16 protein-coding genes and 2 pseudogenes are annotated in these 17,688 nt (G+C 62.7%); 15 read left to right on the forward strand and 3 right to left on the reverse strand.

All coding sequences use genetic code 11. The annotated features are described in order from the left end of the window. Window positions 1-446: 446 nt before the first annotated feature. Window positions 447-1,157: a TetR/AcrR family transcriptional regulator gene (locus CHB74_RS18165; protein ID WP_245843014.1), complete on the reverse strand. Its 711-nt coding sequence runs from the start codon at window positions 1,155-1,157 to the stop codon at window positions 447-449. A gap of 135 nt (window positions 1,158-1,292) precedes the next feature. On the opposite strand from CHB74_RS18165, the gene phbB reads away from it, so the two are divergent. The 9 genes from phbB (at window position 1,293) to istB (ending at window position 11,870) form a co-directional block, all read left to right on the forward strand. Beyond that, the gene (gene phbB, locus CHB74_RS18170; protein WP_020817741.1) at window positions 1,293-2,021 is read left to right on the forward strand and encodes an acetoacetyl-CoA reductase; all 729 of its coding nucleotides are present in this window, start codon (window positions 1,293-1,295) and stop codon (window positions 2,019-2,021) included. Window positions 2,022-2,104: 83 nt separating this feature from the next. Next, window positions 2,105-2,548 (forward strand): hypothetical protein, encoded by a 444-nt coding sequence (locus CHB74_RS18175; RefSeq protein WP_037444229.1) that lies wholly within the window; start codon window positions 2,105-2,107, stop codon window positions 2,546-2,548. Between the two features lie 174 nt (window positions 2,549-2,722). Continuing rightward, the gene (locus tag CHB74_RS18180; RefSeq protein WP_048578300.1) at window positions 2,723-4,129 is read left to right on the forward strand and encodes an efflux transporter outer membrane subunit; all 1,407 of its coding nucleotides are present in this window, start codon (window positions 2,723-2,725) and stop codon (window positions 4,127-4,129) included. After that, on the forward strand, window positions 4,126-5,202 hold the full coding sequence (locus CHB74_RS18185; RefSeq protein ID WP_089220943.1) for an HlyD family secretion protein: 1,077 nt from the start codon (window positions 4,126-4,128) through the stop codon (window positions 5,200-5,202). Before CHB74_RS18180 ends, CHB74_RS18185 begins: the two co-directional genes overlap by 4 nt. A gap of 4 nt (window positions 5,203-5,206) precedes the next feature. Continuing rightward, window positions 5,207-7,972, forward strand: coding sequence for a ribosome-associated ATPase/putative transporter RbbA (rbbA, locus tag CHB74_RS18190; protein WP_089220944.1), 2,766 nt, complete (start codon window positions 5,207-5,209; stop codon window positions 7,970-7,972). Between the two features lies 1 nt (window position 7,973). Next, complete coding sequence (locus CHB74_RS18195; RefSeq protein ID WP_088137969.1) at window positions 7,974-9,104, forward strand: ABC transporter permease; 1,131 nt, start codon at window positions 7,974-7,976, stop codon at window positions 9,102-9,104. 47 nt (window positions 9,105-9,151) lie between these two features. Then, entirely contained in the window at window positions 9,152-9,556 is a 405-nt protein-coding gene (locus CHB74_RS18200; RefSeq protein ID WP_245843016.1) for a phasin family protein, read from the forward strand. A gap of 59 nt (window positions 9,557-9,615) precedes the next feature. Further along, window positions 9,616-11,106, forward strand: coding sequence for an IS21 family transposase (istA, locus tag CHB74_RS18205; protein WP_081261070.1), 1,491 nt, complete (start codon window positions 9,616-9,618; stop codon window positions 11,104-11,106). Next, a complete protein-coding gene (gene istB / locus CHB74_RS18210; protein ID WP_048578302.1) occupies window positions 11,103-11,870 on the forward strand; it encodes an IS21-like element helper ATPase IstB in 768 nt (255 codons plus the stop codon). The genes istA and istB overlap by 4 nt, the downstream gene beginning before the upstream one ends. Before the next feature lie 125 nt (window positions 11,871-11,995). Here istB and CHB74_RS18215 read toward each other — a convergent pair. Continuing rightward, window positions 11,996-12,592 (reverse strand): annotated as a pseudogene (locus tag CHB74_RS18215) (MBL fold metallo-hydrolase); the annotation flags it as partial. 233 nt (window positions 12,593-12,825) lie between these two features. Here CHB74_RS18215 and CHB74_RS18220 point away from each other — a divergent pair. The 6 genes from CHB74_RS18220 to CHB74_RS18240 all read left to right on the forward strand — a co-directional run bounded on the left by CHB74_RS18220 (window position 12,826) and on the right by CHB74_RS18240 (window position 16,840). Continuing rightward, on the forward strand, window positions 12,826-13,758 hold the full coding sequence (locus tag CHB74_RS18220; protein WP_048578303.1) for a 1-phosphofructokinase family hexose kinase: 933 nt from the start codon (window positions 12,826-12,828) through the stop codon (window positions 13,756-13,758). A 191-nt stretch (window positions 13,759-13,949) separates the two neighbouring features. Continuing rightward, the gene (locus tag CHB74_RS22105) at window positions 13,950-14,108 is read left to right on the forward strand and encodes a hypothetical protein (RefSeq protein ID WP_158500997.1); all 159 of its coding nucleotides are present in this window, start codon (window positions 13,950-13,952) and stop codon (window positions 14,106-14,108) included. Between the two features lie 117 nt (window positions 14,109-14,225). Next, the gene (locus CHB74_RS18225; protein WP_202408155.1) at window positions 14,226-15,104 is read left to right on the forward strand and encodes a LuxR family transcriptional regulator; all 879 of its coding nucleotides are present in this window, start codon (window positions 14,226-14,228) and stop codon (window positions 15,102-15,104) included. A 267-nt stretch (window positions 15,105-15,371) separates the two neighbouring features. Then, entirely contained in the window at window positions 15,372-15,617 is a 246-nt protein-coding gene (locus CHB74_RS18230; protein WP_237449632.1) for a type II toxin-antitoxin system TacA family antitoxin, read from the forward strand. Beyond that, window positions 15,614-16,141, forward strand: a complete 528-nt coding sequence (locus CHB74_RS18235) for a hypothetical protein (RefSeq protein ID WP_048577672.1) — start codon at window positions 15,614-15,616, stop codon at window positions 16,139-16,141. The genes CHB74_RS18230 and CHB74_RS18235 overlap by 4 nt, the downstream gene beginning before the upstream one ends. A 243-nt stretch (window positions 16,142-16,384) precedes the next feature. Further along, on the forward strand, window positions 16,385-16,840 hold the full coding sequence (locus tag CHB74_RS18240) for a hypothetical protein (protein WP_048577673.1): 456 nt from the start codon (window positions 16,385-16,387) through the stop codon (window positions 16,838-16,840). Here CHB74_RS18240 and CHB74_RS18245 read toward each other — a convergent pair. Continuing rightward, a pseudogene (locus CHB74_RS18245) lies at window positions 16,827-17,688 on the reverse strand (hypothetical protein); the annotation flags it as partial. The gene CHB74_RS18240 and the pseudogene CHB74_RS18245 sit on opposite strands and share 14 nt — an antisense overlap.

Here is a 17,688-nt window from a genome sequence, read left to right on the forward strand (position 1 = left end):
TCATGGCCGATTTAGTCGTGCCTGATCTCGCTGTGAGGGAGCGGCGGCGCCATTAGGAACTATACTTAGAAGTTTCGTATTTGATCGTCAAACGGCTTTGCGTGTCGCGACGATTTGCCATGACATGCGAGGGTCTTGGGCGGGCGCCTGCCGGCGCGAATCAGGTCGCCGCTCCCTGGGCCGCCGGGGGGCGCGGACGTTGAAGCTCCTGGACCCATTCAGCATAATCGGTCGAACGCACAGTCCGGACGACGATCGGTGCGAGCGGAAGGGTTGCGCCGCGGCTGCCTGAATACCCTGGAACCTGGGGGCTGCGACCAGGCCGGGGCTAACGGTCGAAGCAACGCCGTCCATCGACAGGCGAAAACAAGGGCGTCGCGCGTTCGGTCCTGGGCCCTCGTCCTGTCAATGCCTCGGACAGAACGGAGCGCTGGCGGACATCGCAATCACCTTTTGGGTGCGTGTTGCAATTCAGGTTCGAGGAGCGGAACTGCCCGTGCCAGCAGATCCATGGTCTGGGCGAGATGTTCGGTCTTGGCCCGAGCTGTGTTGGCAAGATCCTTTCGTAACAATATTCTCGCGCGCGGACCGGTCACCGTTGCATCGAAGATGAACGCTGCCAGAAAGGGCAGATCCTCTTCTATGTTGCGCACACGCGCCTCCTCCGTCAGCAGATCCTGGATCAATGAGGCGCCGGGGTTGCGATGAATACTGAGCTGCGCCTCGAGCTTGCGTTCGAAAATCCAGGTCGCGAGTGTCTCGATGCCAATGACCTCGGGTTTGAGCGCAGCGTCGAGCATCTTGCGGCAAAGCTTCAGGAGCCGATTGCGTAGGTCTCCTGATCGCCGGTCGACGGTAATCGCTTTGAGATGGCGCTGGGTGCCGTGCTCGGCACTGGCGATCAGAAGCTGGGTTTTCGATCCGTAACGCGAATAAAGCGTGCGCTTGGAGACGTTCGCGGCCGCGGCAATGTCATCCATGTTGGTGCCTTCCACCCCATGGGCGATGAACTGGTCGAGCGCGACCTGCAATATATGCTCGCCCAATTGCGCGGCTATTTCCTGCGGCGGCCGTCCGCCTTTTGGATCGCGCGGCGCCAGCTTGTGTCGAGGTGATCGGCGGCTTGTCACCTTTTTGTCATTACCTTCCTTTTTCATGCGGGCCAAAGACCGCACTTGATCCGGGGCGGGAAAGCGGCAATAACGACACTCATAAGTATAGATACTAATAGTCCGGAGAGGCGCGACGGGGGAAACCGCGCGGCGTGACCTGGAAAATGGAGCCGGAGTATCATGACGGGAATTGCACTCGTAACTGGGGGAACACGTGGAATCGGCGCGGCAATCGCCCGGTCGCTCAAAGCAGCGGGATGGAATGTTGCCAGCATATATCATGGAAACGACGCCGCCGCCGAGCTGTTCCGGGATGGTACGGGCATTCCCGTCTATAAATGGGACGTCGCGGAGGAACAGGCCTGCCGCGAAGGCCTGGCCCGCGTGGAAAAGGAACTGGGCCCGGTTTCAGTGCTGGTGAACAATGCCGGCATCACGCGCGACACCATGTTCCATCGGATGAGCTTTGCGCAGTGGCGCGAGGTTCTTGGCACCAACCTCGACTCGATGTTCACAATGACGCGCGCCGTCATCGAAGGCATGCGCGAACGCCGCTTTGGCCGGATCATCAATATCTCCTCGATCAACGGCCAGAAGGGCCAGATTGGCCAGGTGAACTATTCGGCGGCCAAGGCGGGTGTGATCGGCTTCACCAAGGCGCTGGCGCAGGAAAATGCGTCGCGCGGCATCACGGTCAACGCCGTATGCCCCGGCTATATCGACACCGAGATGGTCGCTGCCGTGCCGCAGGATGTCCGCGAAAAGATCATCGGCGGCATTCCCGTCGGGCGCCTGGGCGATCCGGCTGAAATCGCCGAAGCCGTTTGTTGGCTGGCCTCGGACAAGGCCGGTTTCAATACCGGCTCGGTGCTCACGATCAATGGCGGGCAATATATCGCCAACGGCTGAAACTCTTGCCGTCCATGAATCTAATGCGTGGTTCGTCTTCCGATCTGCACTCCAGATCCAACCCCACTTCAAGGAGCAGTCTCATGAGCTATCCGTTCGACCAGTTTGCCGCTGTCGCCGGCGCCAATCGGCAACTCGCCCTCAAATGCGCCGAGATCATGCGCGAAGCCGGCCAGCGCCAGGCGGCGATCGCTTCGCGCACGTTCGAGCTTCTCTCGGCGCAGAGCGCGGAGAAGGCGGGGGCTGTGCCTCTGCCCAATATCGCCGGCTTTTCCGAGATGTGGCAGGAAATCAGCCGGAACGGTCAGGCGTGCGCCCAGGACATGAAGGGCGCGCTCGACGATTGGCGGGCCGGGGTTGGTGACAGCCTGTCACCCGGCCAGGCCCAGGAGCAGGCGGCTCATGTGCTGCAACTCTGGACGTCTTTCTTCACACCCTCCCAGGCGGGAGATGCCGCAGCCGCCAAGGCGCCTGTGACCGCCCCGGCCAAGACCGGAACGGCCAAGCCCGAGACCGACAAGACCTGAAAACCACAGTTCGACCGCCATGCCGCCAACCTGCGGCATTTCGGCAGGGCGGGGGCAGGTTGAAGTCTTCTTGCAACAGGGGATGTTGTGCGATTTACTGATCAAGTCCATATGAAAGGGTGGCGCCTGCCGTGCTTTCCCCTGCGGCCGAGGACCGCTGTTGTCGCCGCTTTGATGGTGGGTGTGACCGGCTGCTCTTTTGCGCCTGAGCATGTCCGGCCACCCCAGCCGGTGCCGCCGACCTACGAGGCGGCCAACATCGCCGGGACCACGATCGCGCGCATCGGTTGGCACGACTTCTTCCGGGAAGCCGAGTTGCAGCGGCTGATCGGCGAGGCGCTCGCGAACAATCGCGATATCCGCATCGCGGCGACCCGCGTCGCCGAGGTCCGCGCCGCCTGGCGGATCGAGGGCTCCTCGCTCTATCCGCAGCTCGATGCGGTCGGCACGGGAACGCGGGGCCGGACCCTGTTCAATCTCCCCGGCGCGGGCGCTACGCCTGTCGATGTCAAACAGATCAGCGCGCAGCTCTCGGCCAGTTGGGAGATCGACTTCTGGGGACGGCTGCGCAACCTGCGCGATGCCGCGCGCTGGCAGTATCTGGCGACCGAGGAAGCGCGCCGCGCGGTCGCGAGCCAGCTCGTCGCGCAGGTCGCCAACGGCTATCTTCTCGAACGGGAATATGAGGAACGGGTCGCACTCGCCCGGCACTCGATCGAAACGCGCGAGGAAGCGCTGCGCATCATGCGCCGCCGCTATGAGGTGGGATCGGGATCGAAGCTCGAGATGACCCAGGCGCAGCTGCTCCTGGGCCAGGCCAATACGACGATGCAGGGGCTGGAGCAGGACCGGGCCGTCAACCGCAATGCTCTTGCGGTGCTGATCGGGCGGCCTGTCGAGATCGCGTCCGGGACCCTGTCTCTGACCGACGTGCCCGAACGGCTCACGCTGCCTGCCGGGCTGCCCTCCGACCTTCTGGCCAACCGCCCGGATATCGTGGCGTCCGAATATCAGCTGCGCGCCGCCAGCGCCAATATCGGCGCGGCGCGGGCGGCCTTTTTTCCGAACATCAGCCTGACGGGCGCATACGGCACGATGAGCGATGAGTTGGACGGGCTGTTCTCCGGCGGCAGCGAGGCGTGGAGCTTCACCCCGACCATCCGCCTTCCGCTTTTCAACGCGGGACGCCTGAAGGGCAATCTCGACGTGGCCAGGGCCCGGCAGGAACGGGCGGTCGCGCAATATGAACAGACCGTGCAATCGGCGTTCCGCGACGTGTCCGATGCCCTTGTCCGCCGGCAGCAGTTGCAGCTGCAGATCGACACGACACAGCAGATGCTGGACGCCCAGCGCGAACGCGCGCGGCTCGCCCAGCTTCGCTTCGACAATGGCCGCTCGGCCTATCTGGAGGTGCTGGATGCCCAGCGCGACCTGTTCGACGCCGAACAGGCCCTGGTCCAGCTTCGGCGGGCCGAACTGGCCAGCATCGTCGTACTTTATTCGGCGCTGGGCGGAGGATTTGTCGCGGACGACGCCTTCGACGGCAACCTATCGAACAGAAACGGGGAACAGTCACAATGACGCAGACGACAGGCAAGACCTGGTTCATCAGGGGCGCGATCGTCGCGGCGGTCGTGGCGGTGGCCGTGATCCTCTGGTCGCTGCTCAGGCCCGCGGACCTGCCGGAGGGTATCGTCAGTGGCAATGGCCGGCTGGAAGCGCTCGAGATCGATATCTCGGCGAAAACGCCGGGCCGCATCCGCGATATCGTCGCCGAAGAAGGCCAGTTGGTGAAAGCCGGCGAGGTCGTCGCCCATATGGATGTCGAGACGCTCTCTGCTCAGCTTTCTGAAGCGAAGGCGCGGCTCGCCCAGGCGCTCAATGCCGTCCAGATCGCGCAAACCCAGGTGGGGCAGCGGCAGAGCGAACGCGCGGCAGCGCTCGCCACTGTCCGCCAGCGGGAAGCCGAACTCAATGCGGCCCGCAAGCGGCTTGGCCGGTCGGAAACGCTTGCGCGCGAAGGCGCCACGCCGACGCAGGAGCGCGACGATAACCAGGCGGCGGTCGAAGGAGCTTCCGCCACGGTAGAAGCCGCGCGCGCGCAGTTGGCGTCGGCCGACGCCAATATCGCCGCAGCGCGCAGCCAGGTCATCGGCGCCCGATCCAATGTCGATGCGGCGCGCGCAACCATCGCGCGGATCGAGGCGGATATCCGCGACAGCGACCTCAAGGCGCCTCGCGGCGGCCGCATCCAGTATCGGGTTGCCCAGCCGGGCGAGGTCGTCGCCGGCGGCGGCCGGGTCATGAACCTCGTCGATCTGACCGACGTCTATATGACTTTCTTCCTGCCGGAAACGGTCGCGGGGCGCGTGCGCATCGGCAGCGAGGTTCGCCTGGTGCTCGATGCCGCGCCCGATGTCGTCATTCCTGCAAAGATCAGTTTCGTGGCCGATGTCGCGCAGTTCACGCCCAAGACGGTCGAAACGCAAAGCGAGCGCCAGAAGCTCATGTTCCGCGTCCGGGCGAAGATCGATCTCGCGCTGCTCCAGCGCCATATCGCGCTGGTAAAAACAGGCCTGCCGGGCATGGCCTATGTGCGGATCGATTCCCAGGCAGCCTGGCCGGACAAGCTGTCGAACCTTGTAAAGGAATAGGCCGGTGGCTTCCCCCACGCCCCCCCAGGGGCCACCGGTCGTCCGCCTTGCCGGAGTGCGGTTGCGCTACGGCAAGGCGGAAGCCCTGCGCGGCATCGACCTCAACCTGAGCCCAGGCCGGATGATCGGTCTGATCGGCCCCGACGGGGTCGGCAAGTCGAGCCTGCTATCGCTGGTCGCGGGCGCTCGCGCCGTGCAGGAGGGGACGGTTCATGTGCTCGGCGGCGATATGGCCGACCGCCGTCATCGCGAGGACGTCTGTCCGCGCATCGCCTATATGCCGCAGGGTCTGGGACGGAACCTCTATCCGACACTGTCTGTCGAGGAAAATCTCCAGTTCTTCGCCCGTCTCTTCGGTCATGGCGCGTCCGAGCGCCGCCGCCGGATCGATGCGCTCACCCGCAGCACGGGGCTCTATTCCTTCCTGTCGCGGCCTGCCGGCAAGCTGTCGGGTGGCATGAAGCAGAAGCTCGGCCTGTGCTGCGCGCTGATCCACGATCCCGATCTCCTGATCCTGGACGAACCGACCACCGGCGTCGATCCGCTGGCGCGCGCGCAGTTCTGGGATCTGATCGCCGGCATCCGCGAAGATCGTCCCGGCATGAGCGTGATCGTGGCGACGGCCTATATGGACGAAGCGCAGCGGTTCGACTGGCTGGTGGCGATGGATGATGGCGCGATCCTGGCTACGGGCACGCCTTCGCAAATCCTTGAGCGGACCGGCACGGATCATCTCGAAGCTGCCTTCGCCGAACTGTTGCCCGAAGAGAGGAAACGCGGCCACAAGCCGGTCATCATCCCGCCGCTCGACGTCGACGAGGATGACATCGCCATCGAGGCGGAGGGGCTGACCATGCGCTTCGGCGATTTCGTCGCCGTCGATCATGTCAGTTTCCGCATCCGCCGCGGCGAGATCTTCGGTTTCCTCGGCTCAAACGGCTGCGGCAAGTCGACGACGATGAAGATGCTGACCGGACTGCTGCCGGCAAGCGAAGGGCGGGCCTGGCTGTTTGGCCATGAGGTCGATCCGCACGACATCGCGACGCGCAGGCGGGTTGGCTATATGAGCCAGGCTTTCTCGCTCTACGGCGAACTGACCGTACGGCAGAATCTCGAACTGCATGCGCGGCTGTTCCATGTGCCGGTCGACGAAATACCGGGCCGCGTCACCGAGATGGCGGAACGCTTCAGTCTCGAGCCGGTCATGGACGAGCTGCCCGAGCAACTTCCGCTCGGTATCCGCCAGCGTCTCTCCCTCGCTGTGGCGATGGTTCACAAGCCCGAACTGTTGATCCTGGATGAACCCACCTCCGGCGTCGATCCGGTCGCGCGTGACGCCTTCTGGCGGTTGCTTGCCGAACTGTCGCGCCGGGACAGGGTGACCATCTTCATTTCCACCCACTTCATGAACGAGGCAGAGCGCTGCGACCGCATGTCGATGATGCATGCGGGCAAGGTGCTCGACAGCGACGTGCCCGCCAGACTGGTCGAGAAGCGCGGCGCCAAAACCCTTGAAGAGGCCTTCATCGGCTACCTCGTCGAAGCCGAGGGCGGCACGGCGGCGCCGGCCAGCCAGCCCGGGGCCGCCGATCACGAGGAGCAACCATCGGCGGCGCCCGCTGAACACGGCGGGCACGGCTCTGGCGGTTTCAGTCTGCAGCGAATGTTCAGCTATCTGTGGCGCGAGACGCTGGAATTGCAGCGGGACCCGGTACGCGCCACGCTGGCGCTGGGCGGTTCGCTGCTGCTGATGTTCGTGATCGGCTTCGGCATCACCATGGACGTCGAGGACCTGAGCTATGCGGTGCTCGATCGCGACCAGACCACGCTTAGCCAGAACTACACGCTGAACTTGGCCGGATCGCGCTACTTCACCGAGCACGCGCCGATCATCGACTACGAGGACCTTGATCGACGCATGCGCAACGGCGAACTGTCGCTGGCCATTGAGATCCCCCCTGGCTTCTCTCGCGATGTGTTGCGAGGCCAGAACGTGCAGATAGGTGCCTGGATCGACGGCGCCATGCCGCAACGCGCGGAAACCGTCCAGGGCTACGTTCAGGGCATGCACCAGCACTGGCTGCTCGTACAGGCCAGCGAACGCAGCGGTGCCAGCGCCGCAGGAAATGCGAGCGTCGAGACACGCTTTCGCTACAACCCCGATGTCAAGAGCCTGCCGGCCATGGTGCCGGGGGTGATTCCCCTGTTGCTGCTCATGCTGCCGGCGATGCTGACCGCGCTGGCGGTGGTGCGCGAGAAGGAGACAGGCTCGATTACCAATCTGTACGTGACGCCGGTCACGCGCATCGAGTTCCTGCTTGGCAAGCAACTGCCCTATGTCGGTCTGGCCATGGTGAACTTCCTGCTGATGAGCCTGCTCGCGGTCACCGTCTTCGGTGTGCAGGTCACGGGCAGCTTCTTCACCCTGTCGCTGGCCGCGCTGATCTTCTCCTTCGCCGCGACAGGCATGGGGCTGCTGGCCTCGGCCGTCACGCGCAGCCAGATCGCCGCCATGTTCTTTGCCATGATCGGCACCATCATTCCGGCCACCCAGTTCGCCGGCCTGAGGGATCCCGTGTCCTCGCTTGAAGGCTCCAGCAAGTTCATCGGCGAGATCTACCCCGCCACGCACATGATCTCCATCAGCCGTGGCGTGTTCAACAAATCACTCGGCCTGGCCGACCTGACGGGGCCGCTGTGGTCGATGCTCATTTCGGTTCCGGTCATTCTCGGCGTGGCTGTTTTGCTACTCAAGAAGCAGGAGCGTTGAGATGCGCAGAAGAAACCTGGCCAATATCTACGACCTTGGTGTCAAGGAGCTGTGGAGTCTGTGGCGCGATCCGATGATGCTTGTGCTCATCGTCTATGTGTTCACCGCGTCGGTCTACACCAAGGCCACGTCCATGCCGGAGACGCTGCACAACGCGCCCATCGCCATCGTCGACGAGGATAATTCGGCGCTGTCCCAGCGGGTTGCCTCGGCCTTCTACCCCCCGCAGTTCACGCCACCGGCCATGATCGACTATGGGGACGTGGACCCGGGCATGGACGCGGGGCTGTACACCTTCGCTCTGGTCATTCCGCCCAACTTCCAGCGCGACGTGCTGGCGGGGCGATCGCCTGCCGTGCAGCTCAATGTCGACGCCACCCGCATGAGCCAGGCCTTCACCGGCAGTGGCTATATCCAGCAGATCTTCACCGGCGAAGTCAATGAGTTCGTCAAGCGTTACCGCGGCACCGACGCGCCACCCGTGGATCTGGCATTGCGCGCACGCTTCAACCCGGCACTGGACAAGGCCTGGTTCGGCTCGGTGGTGCAGATCATCAACCACATCACGCTGTTGTCCATCATCCTGACCGGCGCAGCGCTGATCCGGGAGCGCGAGCACGGCACCATCGAGCACCTGCTGGTGATGCCGGTTACACCCGCGCAGATCATGCTCTCCAAGGTCTGGTCGATGGCCCTGGTCGTGCTGATCGCCTCCTTCCTGTCCCTCAACCTCATGGTGCGCGGCATCCTGGGCGTGCCCATCGAGGGCTCCATTGTGTTGTTCTTCGCCGGCGCGGCCCTCAGCCTGTTCGCCACCACCTCCATGGGCATATTCATCGCCACGCTGGCGCGCAACATGCCGCAGTTCGGCATGCTGATGATGCTGACCATCATGCCGCTCCAGATGCTATCCGGCGGCGACACGCCCCGCGAAAGCATGCCCGAGATCGTGCAGAACATCATGCTGATCGCACCCACCACCCATTTCGTGGAACTGAGCCAGGCCATCCTTTACCGGGACGCGGGCCTGGAGACGGTATGGCAGCCGTTCCTGGCGCTGGCCCTGATCGGCACGGTGCTGTTTTTCCTGTCGTTGGCACGCTTTCGCAAAACGATCGGCCAGATGGCCTGATCGTTTGATCGCCCGAGTGGGCACTCAACCCAGTAAGGAGTTTGACCATGAGCAATGAAACCATCCCTCTCAACCTGTTCAAGGCGAACCTGGAACTGCAGTTGCGCCTCCAGCGCCTGGTGCAGGAAAACGGCCAGCAATGGTTGGAGAACGCCACGCGCGCAGGCAAAGACGGCATTGCCGAGTCCGGCGCAGAAATCGAAAACCTGCTCAAGGCCAAGAACTGGCAGGAACTGGCCACGCTGCCCGCACAAGCCTTCTGGCGTCAGTTCCAGTACCACGTGGGCGGCGCGCAGGCGCTGACACAAGTCGCGATCAAAAACCAGACAACCTTCACCCAAGGCCTGCAAATAGCTATTCAAGACTGGCAGAAATCGGTTACGCAGGCTGAGAACGGCGGTGCAAAATTAGACCACGGTAGCGGCGGCGAAGTGCTGCTGCGGGCGGCGTAAAAGTCGTCCACTTTTTCCCTTTTCGCGATGCTGGCGAGGAGGGATGAGGGATTTACACCGTGGAACTTTACCTGAAGGTTCGTCTTGCCTGCGCGGGCGGCATGAGCGCCCGGGCGGCAGCGAAGCATTTCAACATATCGCGCGACACGGTCCGCAAGATGCTGTCGTATTCCGAGCCGCCCGGTTACCGTCGCAGCGCCCCGGTGCGGCGACCGAAGCTGGAAGCGTTCATACCGATCATCGACGGCTGGCTGGATGGGGACCGGTCGGTCCCGCGCAAGCAGCGCCATACGGCGAAGCGTGTGTTCGATCGCCTTCGCGAAGAGCATGGCTTCACCGGAGGCTACACGATCATCAAGGATTACATCCGGGATCGGGATCAGCGCAGCCGGGAGATGTTCGTGCCGCTGGCACACGCACCCGGCCATGGGCAGGCAGATTTTGGAGAAGCTCTGGTCGAGATCGGCGGGGTGGAGCAGAAGGCGCACTTCTTCGTGCTCGATCTGCCGCACAGCGACGCCTGCTACGTACGCGCCTATCCGGCTGCCGTTGCCGAGGCCTGGATGGACGGCCATGTCCACGCCTTTGCGTTCTTCGGCGCGGTGCCGCTGTCGATCGTCTACGACAACGACCGCTGCCTGGTCTCGAAGATCCTGCCTGACGGGACGCGGCTGCGCGCGAGGCTGTTCAGCGCCTTCCTGTCGCACTACCTGATCCGTGATCGTTACGGCCGCCCCGGCAAGGGTAACGATAAGGGCGGCGTTGAAGGCCTTGTCGGCTATTGCCGGCGCAACTTCATGGTGCCGATCCCCCGGTTCCCGACATGGGAGGCGTTCAACCTGTGGCTCGAGGAGCAATGCCGCAAACGGCAGAACGACCGGCTGCGGGGCGAGAGTGAGACGATTGGCGAGAGGCTGCGGCGCGATCTGGCGGCGATGCAGGAACTGCCGGCTTCCCCCTTCGAGGCCTGTGACCAGACCAGCGGCCAGGTCTCATCGCAGGCGCTGGTGCGTTACCGGACCAACGATTACTCGGTGCCGGTGCGCTTCGGCCACCAGGAGGTGTGGATCAGGGGCTATGTCGACGAGGTGGTGATCGGTTGCCGGGGCGAGATCATTGCCCGCCATGTGCGCAGCTACGAGCGCGAGGATGTGATCTTCGATCCGATCCATTACCTTCCCCTGATCGAACAGAAGATCAATGCCCTCGATCAGGCCGCACCATTGCAGGGCTGGGACCTGCCCGAGGTATTTACAACGCTGCGCCGGCTGATGGAGACGCGCATGGGCAAGCATGGCCGGCGCGAATATGTGCAGGTACTGCGCCTGCTGGAGAGCTTCGCTCTGGCCGATCTGCATGGCGCGGTGAAGCAGGCCCTTGATATGGGCGCGATCGGCTTCGATGCGGTGAAGCATCTCCTGTTATGCCGGGTGGAGCGCCGCCCGCCCCGACTGGACATGGCGATCTATCCCTACCTGCCCAGGGCCAGAGTGGAGACAACATCGGCGCGCTCGTACATGCGGCTGTTGACCGGCGGAGCAGCGGCATGAGCAGCCAAGCTCCCGAACTGCTGCTCGCCAGCCACCTCAAGACGCTCAAGCTGCCAACCTTCCTGCGCGAGCATGACAAGCTGGCCCGGCAATGCGCAGCAGAGGGCGTAGATCATGTCCGCTACCTTGCTCGGCTTGTCGAACTGGAACTGATCGACCGGGAACGCCGGATGGTCGAGCGCCGGATCAAGGCCGCGCGGTTCCCGGCCGCCAAGAGCCTCGACAGCTTCGACTTTGCCGCCATTCCGAAGCTCAACAAGATGCAGGTGCTCGAACTGGCGCGTTGTGACTGGATTACCCGTCGCGAGAACGTCATCGCCCTTGGCCCGTCGGGGACCGGCAAGACCCATGTCGCGATCGGTCTTGGCCTGGCGGCCTGCCAGAAGGGCCTGACGGTCGGGTTCATCACTGCTTCCGCGCTGGTCAGCGAGATGATGGAGGCACGCGACGAACGCCGCCTACTGCGCTTACACAAGCAGATGACCGGCTATAAGCTTCTCATCATCGATGAGTTGGGGTTCGTGCCCCTCTCCAAAACCGGCGCGGAACTGCTGTTCGAGCTGATCTCACAGCGCTACGAACGCGGCTCGACGCTGATCACCAGCAACCTGCCGTTCGACGAATGGACCGAGACGTTCGGTTCCGAGCGCCTGACAGGCGCGCTCCTCGACCGGCTCACCCACCACGTCAGCATCCTCGAGATGAACGGCGAGAGCTATCGCCTGGCCCAGAGCCAGGCACGCAAAGCACGTCCCAACCCCTGACAGAAACGGCAATCCGGGTGTTGGCGACCCCCGCTCGGGCTACGCCCTCCCGGCGCTCGCCAACACCCGGATCAAGTGGCCTGGTTTTGCTCCGCCCAATGGACGACTTTTACGCCGCCGTTGACAGGATCCGCATGGAATGCCTTGTGATGCGGTCCAAGGTCTCCCGAGAACAATAGGTGCGAGCCTCCGACGTGCATCTCGGCCGACGCTGACCCCAGAATATGCCCTGCATTCCAAAACCGGGTCCTGAAGCCCGGTACCGGCTCGAACCACTCATTCAGTTCGACCGTGTCGCACAGGCTGTAAGCGGCCATCGAATCCGCTTCGGTGTAGATCGGCTCGAACGGCACTTCATCCCTGCGATCACGCCGACGATTGCGTCGCTCCGCTTCGCTCTCCTGGATCCGTCCGGCATCCGGCAGCATGTAGTAGAGAAGATCCTTGGTCTGGGGAGTGCAGTAGATCGGGCCACGGTAGCCCTCGGCCGACAACTTGGGCAGAAGCCCGCTGTGATCGATATGCGCATGGGTCAGCACGACCGCGTCGATCCTGCGCACATCGAATGAAAATGGGTCCCGATTGAGCGTTTCGAGAGTCCGCGATCCCTGGAAAAGGCCGCAGTCGATAAGCACAGTACTCCCTCCATAGTGCAGTTCCATGCACGAGCCGGTGACTGTCCCTGCAGCGCCGTGGAAGGTGATCTTGGGCTCGTTACTCATCGGCTCACTCTGCTCCTGCTTGGTCTGCAACAGTCCGACCCTTAGACACCCCTATAACTCGAGCTATGCGAGATATCCCGTAGTGGGCCGCGTCAACTGGCATTGCCGTACTGGCCGAGCACATCGCGCTGACCGCGACGTCGTCGATCCTCGATCACATCCGCGAATATGGGCCGGTTGAATTGGGGATATTGCGGATAGACCGGAATGCGGCCGGCCCGCTCAATGGCAGAATGACGAACATTGCCACCCTGACGCTGAACCCCACGATCGACGTCGCCTACGAAGTCGATCGCATGTTCCACACGCGCAAGATGCGGACAAAATCCGAGTTTTACAGCCCAGGCGGTGGCGGCATCAACGTCGCCCGGGTCTTCGTCCGCCTCGGCGGCAATGCTCGAAACTATTATATGGCGGGTGGCGCAACGGGCGATGCGCTCGACGGCCTGCTCGACCTTCATCAGCTTGTTCGCAATCGCATCACCATCGCGGGCCACACCCGCGTTGCATCTGCCGTGCTGGAGATCGAAAGCGGCAAGGAATTCCGCTTCGTCCCGCCCGGCCCGACAATCCAGCCTGTCGAATGGCAGGCGTGTCTTGCCCAGCTTGAAAACGCGCAGTGCAAATTCATGGTCCTAAGCGGTTCGCTACCCCGGGGTATGCCCGGTGACTTCTACGGTCAGGTCGCGGCGCTGATGCACCGACGCAATATCCCGGTTGTGCTCGACAGTTCAGGGCCCGGTCTCAAGGGTGGCCTTCAGGAAGGCCGCATCTTTCTCGTAAAACCCAGCATCGGCGAGTTGCGGCAATTCACCGGCCAGAAACTCGCGACACCCGACGAGATCGCCAATGCCGCAATGGAAATCGTTCGATCGGGACAAGCCGCGCATGTCGCCGTGACCATGGGCCATGACGGCGCAATCCTTGCCACTGCCACCGGACAGCTTTTTCTGCCGGCCGCCTCCATAGAGGCGAAAAGTGCGGTTGGCGCCGGTGACAGTTTCCTCTCCGCCATGCTCTTTGCGATCTCGATCGGCTGGGATACGGCCGAAGCGTTCCGCTTCGGAATTGCTGCTGGCGCTGCCGCCGTGATGAGCCCGGGTCACGATCTCGCCAGACCAGACAATATCCAGCACCTATACCAGCAGGTTACGCCAATACCCTGAGTGTTGCGGCAAATCGGCCATCTGAGATTCATCGCGCCCGAATCATGCGCAAGCTCGACGCTAGTTCGATCGCGAGCCTGGTTGCGACGGCGATAGCGCTAGGCGGCGCGCAACAGACCCTGGTGCGTAGAATCCCGCATTGCTGGAAAAAGGCCGGTCGGTCAGTCAACCTCTTACGCCAAAGAGACTGAATGATGACCGACAATACTCCCAACGGGGCGAACATGAACGTCCGCGCGCCCTTCCCGATTGCTCATCCAGAGGCGGCGAGGATACTGCTTTTTCTGCCGCACATGCAGGCCGCCATAATCACGGCCGCTCTGGAGCAGCAGCAGGCCCCTCAAATCTAGCAAAGGATCCATCCTTTATGAATATTAGCACGACCGGCCTCGATTCGGCTAAAAATTGCTTTTCAAGCTCACGCGATCAGAAAAGTTGTCGTCCGCAAGACGCTAAGACAACCGCAGATGCGTCCCTTCTTCGAGAAGTTTCCGCCTAGTCTGGTCGGAGCGGAAGCCTGCGACTGGACGAAGATCTGCGCCGGCGAGGAGGAGAAACCCGTGTATGTCGGACCCCGCCTGCTTGAAGCGCTATCCCGTCTCAACATGGCATCGTCGACCGAGGCACTGCGCGACGGACTGGCTGATGCCGCCAGGCAAATGGGCTTTCCCTATATCGCGCTGGTCCAACACGGCGGTCTGCCGCGGCTGGTCGAGTGCTCGATGGTGGTCACCAACTATCCGGCGAAGTTCGTCCAATCCTACATCGCAAACCACTATTATGTTATCGACCCGGTCTATGAAGTGAGCCAGCTTCTCGATCGGCCGTTCGGCTGGGAGGAGATCAGCAACGTCGTCGAGCTTGCCGATCACCAGCATGCCCTTTTCAAGGAAGCGGGGCGCTACGGGATCGTTCACGGCGTCACCGTGCCGCTACACATCCCGAGCGAGTCCTACGCGTCATGCACCTTCGCCCGCCCGGAACCGATCGAGATCACGCCATCGCTGATGACCACGCTCCAGATCATCGCCGGCTTCGCGTTCAGGGCGGGCCTCTATCTCCATCACGCCATGCACGACCGCAATGTTCCCCGGCTTACGCGCCGCGAGGCAGAATGCACGGCGCTGATCGCGCTCGGCAAGACCGATTGGGAGATCGGCCAGATCCTCGGGATCGCCCAAACCACGGTTCGGTATTTCATAACGAGAGCGAAGCAACGCTACGGCGTCTTCAGGCGCTCGGAGCTGGTCGCGCGCGCGATCATCGATGCTCAGGTCATCCGTGATGGCCAGGACAGGGATAGCAAGGTGCCCGAGAGCGCCGACGACAAGCCGGAGCGTGGATAGCTCACATCGCGTTGCGGGAGCGGACGATGCGCCAGATACGGCTTGGACCATTTTGCGGCGAGCAGCGCGGAAGGGTGGAGGTTGGTTGAGGCGGTGGAGTAGAATCGGAAAGGTGGTGAGTGGGGAAGCGCGTTAACGCCCCCAAGCGCCCCGGTGCTCTTTCAAAGCGTACACTGCTTGACGAACGGCAGCGGAAGGGTGTACCAATTGAAGCTGTACGAGTGGAGGCACACAATGCCGCGAGCAGTAGTGGAAGACAACAGACGCATGAGCCTGCGGATTCGGCCGGAGCAAAAGGCTTTGCTTGCCCGGGCGGCTGCGCTCAAGCATACCGATCTCACGACCTTTGTCACACGTTCGGCGCTGCGCGAGGCCGAGAACGTGATCGAAGAGTCGGAGCGGACGAAACTGAGCGAGAGAGACAGCCTGCTCGTTCTTGATCTGCTCGAGAACCCGCCGCCGGTGAATGCGAAACTGCGCGCTGCCATCGCCGCGATGCCGAAGTTGGCATGACGCTTCCTTCATGGCACGAGGAAGCGATTTCGAAAGCGCATGACCGGACTTCATTCGACTGCGGCGACAATGATCTGAACGTCTACTTGCAGCGTTATGCGCGGCAAAGCCACGAGGCAGGCGGGGCGAAGACGTTCCTCGCCATCGACGACACCGACAGCAAGACGGTTCTCGGCTTTTACAGCATCGCTCCGGGCAGCATGGATCATGCGGATACGCCAGAACTGGCGAGGCGAGGACTCGCCAGGCATGAGGTGCCGGGCTTCCGGCTCGCGCGGCTAGCAACGGATCTGCGTGTGCAGGGGCAAGGGCTCGGGGGTCAGCTCCTGGGCGCGATCGGGCGCAGATGCATTCGCGTCGCGACCGAGGTCGGCGGGGTTATGCTGATCATCGACGCCAAAAACGAGCGCGCCGCGGACTGGTATGCCGGCTACGGCGCTATTCCGCTGCACGACAAACCGCTGACGCTCATATTGCCCTTTGCGACACTCGAACGTGAATTGAGAGCTGCAGGCCAGTTCTAGGCGTTCAGGGCGCGATGCGCCGTGCAATGTCGTTTGTCTTCGACGTGAGCTCCACACCGGGGTCACTCGCGCGACCATATCCACATCGGAACCCGAAGGCTGAGGCGCGCTCCAGATCGGCTTGCAGAGAACAGAATCAGCGGGGTCAAACCAGTGTTCCAGTGCGATTTGCCGCACGAAACCGGCTATGAATGATGGAACAATGACAAGATCTCTGCTATAGTCGGCTGCGAGGAACTATCGATGAATACCGCAGCCGACATGCCCCCAACCGATCCTGCAGCGCCGCGGCTGAGGCTAGCCGATTGGCTGTGGCGTCCGTGGTATGCAAAGGCGTGGTGGGCCACGATCCCGGTCTGGTGGATCGGCATGGCGGCGTCCACGAAGATCGCGCCGCTGGAGGCCTTCTACGACAGCGCGCCTGCCGGTTTTCTCAATGTGCTTTTCTTCCCGATGACTGCGCTCCTGGCGCTGGGTGTCGGTTACGCGCAGGATTGGCTGACGGCATTTGCGCCGCAGGGCGAGGGCGATCCTATATCCGATGAGGCGCGGGCTAGAATTGCCCGTCTGTGGGAAGAGCATGATCGCGCTATGGAAGATATCCGAGCCGGCAGCGATATCCACGATCCGCGCTCCGGGGCGCTATACATCGGCAATCCGATAAGCCCTAACAATGGCGCTCGTATCAGCGTTTTTTGAAGCTGCTGTCGCCATCGCCCGGGCTGCCCTCGATGTCCGTGGAGAATCTCCCGCCCTTCAGAACCGCGTTCTGTTCAACCGATGTGAGAGGGCCAGTAACGTCGAATGTCGCGCGCCCGGAATCCGCGTCCTGAAGGTAGCGGTTACGCATGCCATCCGGGCCAAGGATGCGATCTGACAGTTCGCGGGAGAAGGTTGCAGCCGGATCGCTGGACCGGGCCGCGGCACGTTCGGCGGCAGCAATTGCCTCTCGAACGTCGTAGTTCACGATATCCAGGCTCGACTGAGCATTCTCCGTTGAAATGCCAACATCACGGCTCTCGAACCCCAGACTTCCGCCGACACGTCCCGAGGTGGAACGGCCCTTCTGGGTGGTCGGCGTTTGGCTCGATTGCTGTCCCTTGCCGGCCGGTTGTCCGCGGCCGCCAATAGCTTCGGATTCCTGAGAGTCGATACTCCCTCCGACATGAGCACCGACAGACGTACCAATCGTGACCTGATCCTGCGCCGAGCGCGACAGCCCCCGCTGCCATCCGGTCTGCGCGATGATCGCCTGGACGTCCCTGGTGAGCGTATCTGCTACCTGCGGATTGAGCCGCCAGTTGCCGTGCCGGTCCATCTCGAACCCGCCGCGCAGCCAGTTCTGCATCATGGCCTGGCCCTGTTCGCCGCTGCTCAGGAAATGCTCGATCGTGTCGGGCCCGGCCTGTTTGCCCGCCTCGAAACGCGTACTGGTGTCGTTGCGCGCCGACTTGAGAACGGCGGAGCAATATTCGACCACGGTAGCGGCGGGATAGCCCTGCTGCGGGCGGCGTAAAAGTCGTCCACCTTGAAGCCTTTCTGCCAAG

It is taken from the genome of Edaphosphingomonas laterariae (genome assembly GCF_900188165.1).
GTDB classification, from domain to species: Bacteria; Pseudomonadota; Alphaproteobacteria; order Sphingomonadales; family Sphingomonadaceae; genus Sphingomonas_E; species Sphingomonas_E laterariae.

Coding starts and splice junctions, on each gene's coding strand:
- CHB74_RS18240 (WP_048577673.1), top strand. CDS start 16,385: ATGAATACCGCAGCCGACATGCCCCCAACCGATCCTGCAGCGCCGCGG.
- CHB74_RS18195 (WP_088137969.1), top strand. CDS start 7,974: ATGCGCAGAAGAAACCTGGCCAATATCTACGACCTTGGTGTCAAGGAG.
- CHB74_RS18200 (WP_245843016.1), top strand. CDS start 9,152: ATGAGCAATGAAACCATCCCTCTCAACCTGTTCAAGGCGAACCTGGAA.
- CHB74_RS18175 (WP_037444229.1), top strand. CDS start 2,105: ATGAGCTATCCGTTCGACCAGTTTGCCGCTGTCGCCGGCGCCAATCGG.
- istB (WP_048578302.1), top strand. CDS start 11,103: ATGAGCAGCCAAGCTCCCGAACTGCTGCTCGCCAGCCACCTCAAGACG.
- CHB74_RS18220 (WP_048578303.1), top strand. CDS start 12,826: ATGACGAACATTGCCACCCTGACGCTGAACCCCACGATCGACGTCGCC.
- CHB74_RS18185 (WP_089220943.1), top strand. CDS start 4,126: ATGACGCAGACGACAGGCAAGACCTGGTTCATCAGGGGCGCGATCGTC.
- phbB (WP_020817741.1), top strand. CDS start 1,293: ATGACGGGAATTGCACTCGTAACTGGGGGAACACGTGGAATCGGCGCG.
- CHB74_RS22105 (WP_158500997.1), top strand. CDS start 13,950: ATGATGACCGACAATACTCCCAACGGGGCGAACATGAACGTCCGCGCG.
- CHB74_RS18180 (WP_048578300.1), top strand. CDS start 2,723: ATGGTGGGTGTGACCGGCTGCTCTTTTGCGCCTGAGCATGTCCGGCCA.
- CHB74_RS18225 (WP_202408155.1), top strand. CDS start 14,226: ATGCGTCCCTTCTTCGAGAAGTTTCCGCCTAGTCTGGTCGGAGCGGAA.
- CHB74_RS18165 (WP_245843014.1), bottom strand. CDS start 1,157: ATGAAAAAGGAAGGTAATGACAAAAAGGTGACAAGCCGCCGATCACCT.
- CHB74_RS18235 (WP_048577672.1), top strand. CDS start 15,614: ATGACGCTTCCTTCATGGCACGAGGAAGCGATTTCGAAAGCGCATGAC.
- CHB74_RS18230 (WP_237449632.1), top strand. CDS start 15,372: ATGAGCCTGCGGATTCGGCCGGAGCAAAAGGCTTTGCTTGCCCGGGCG.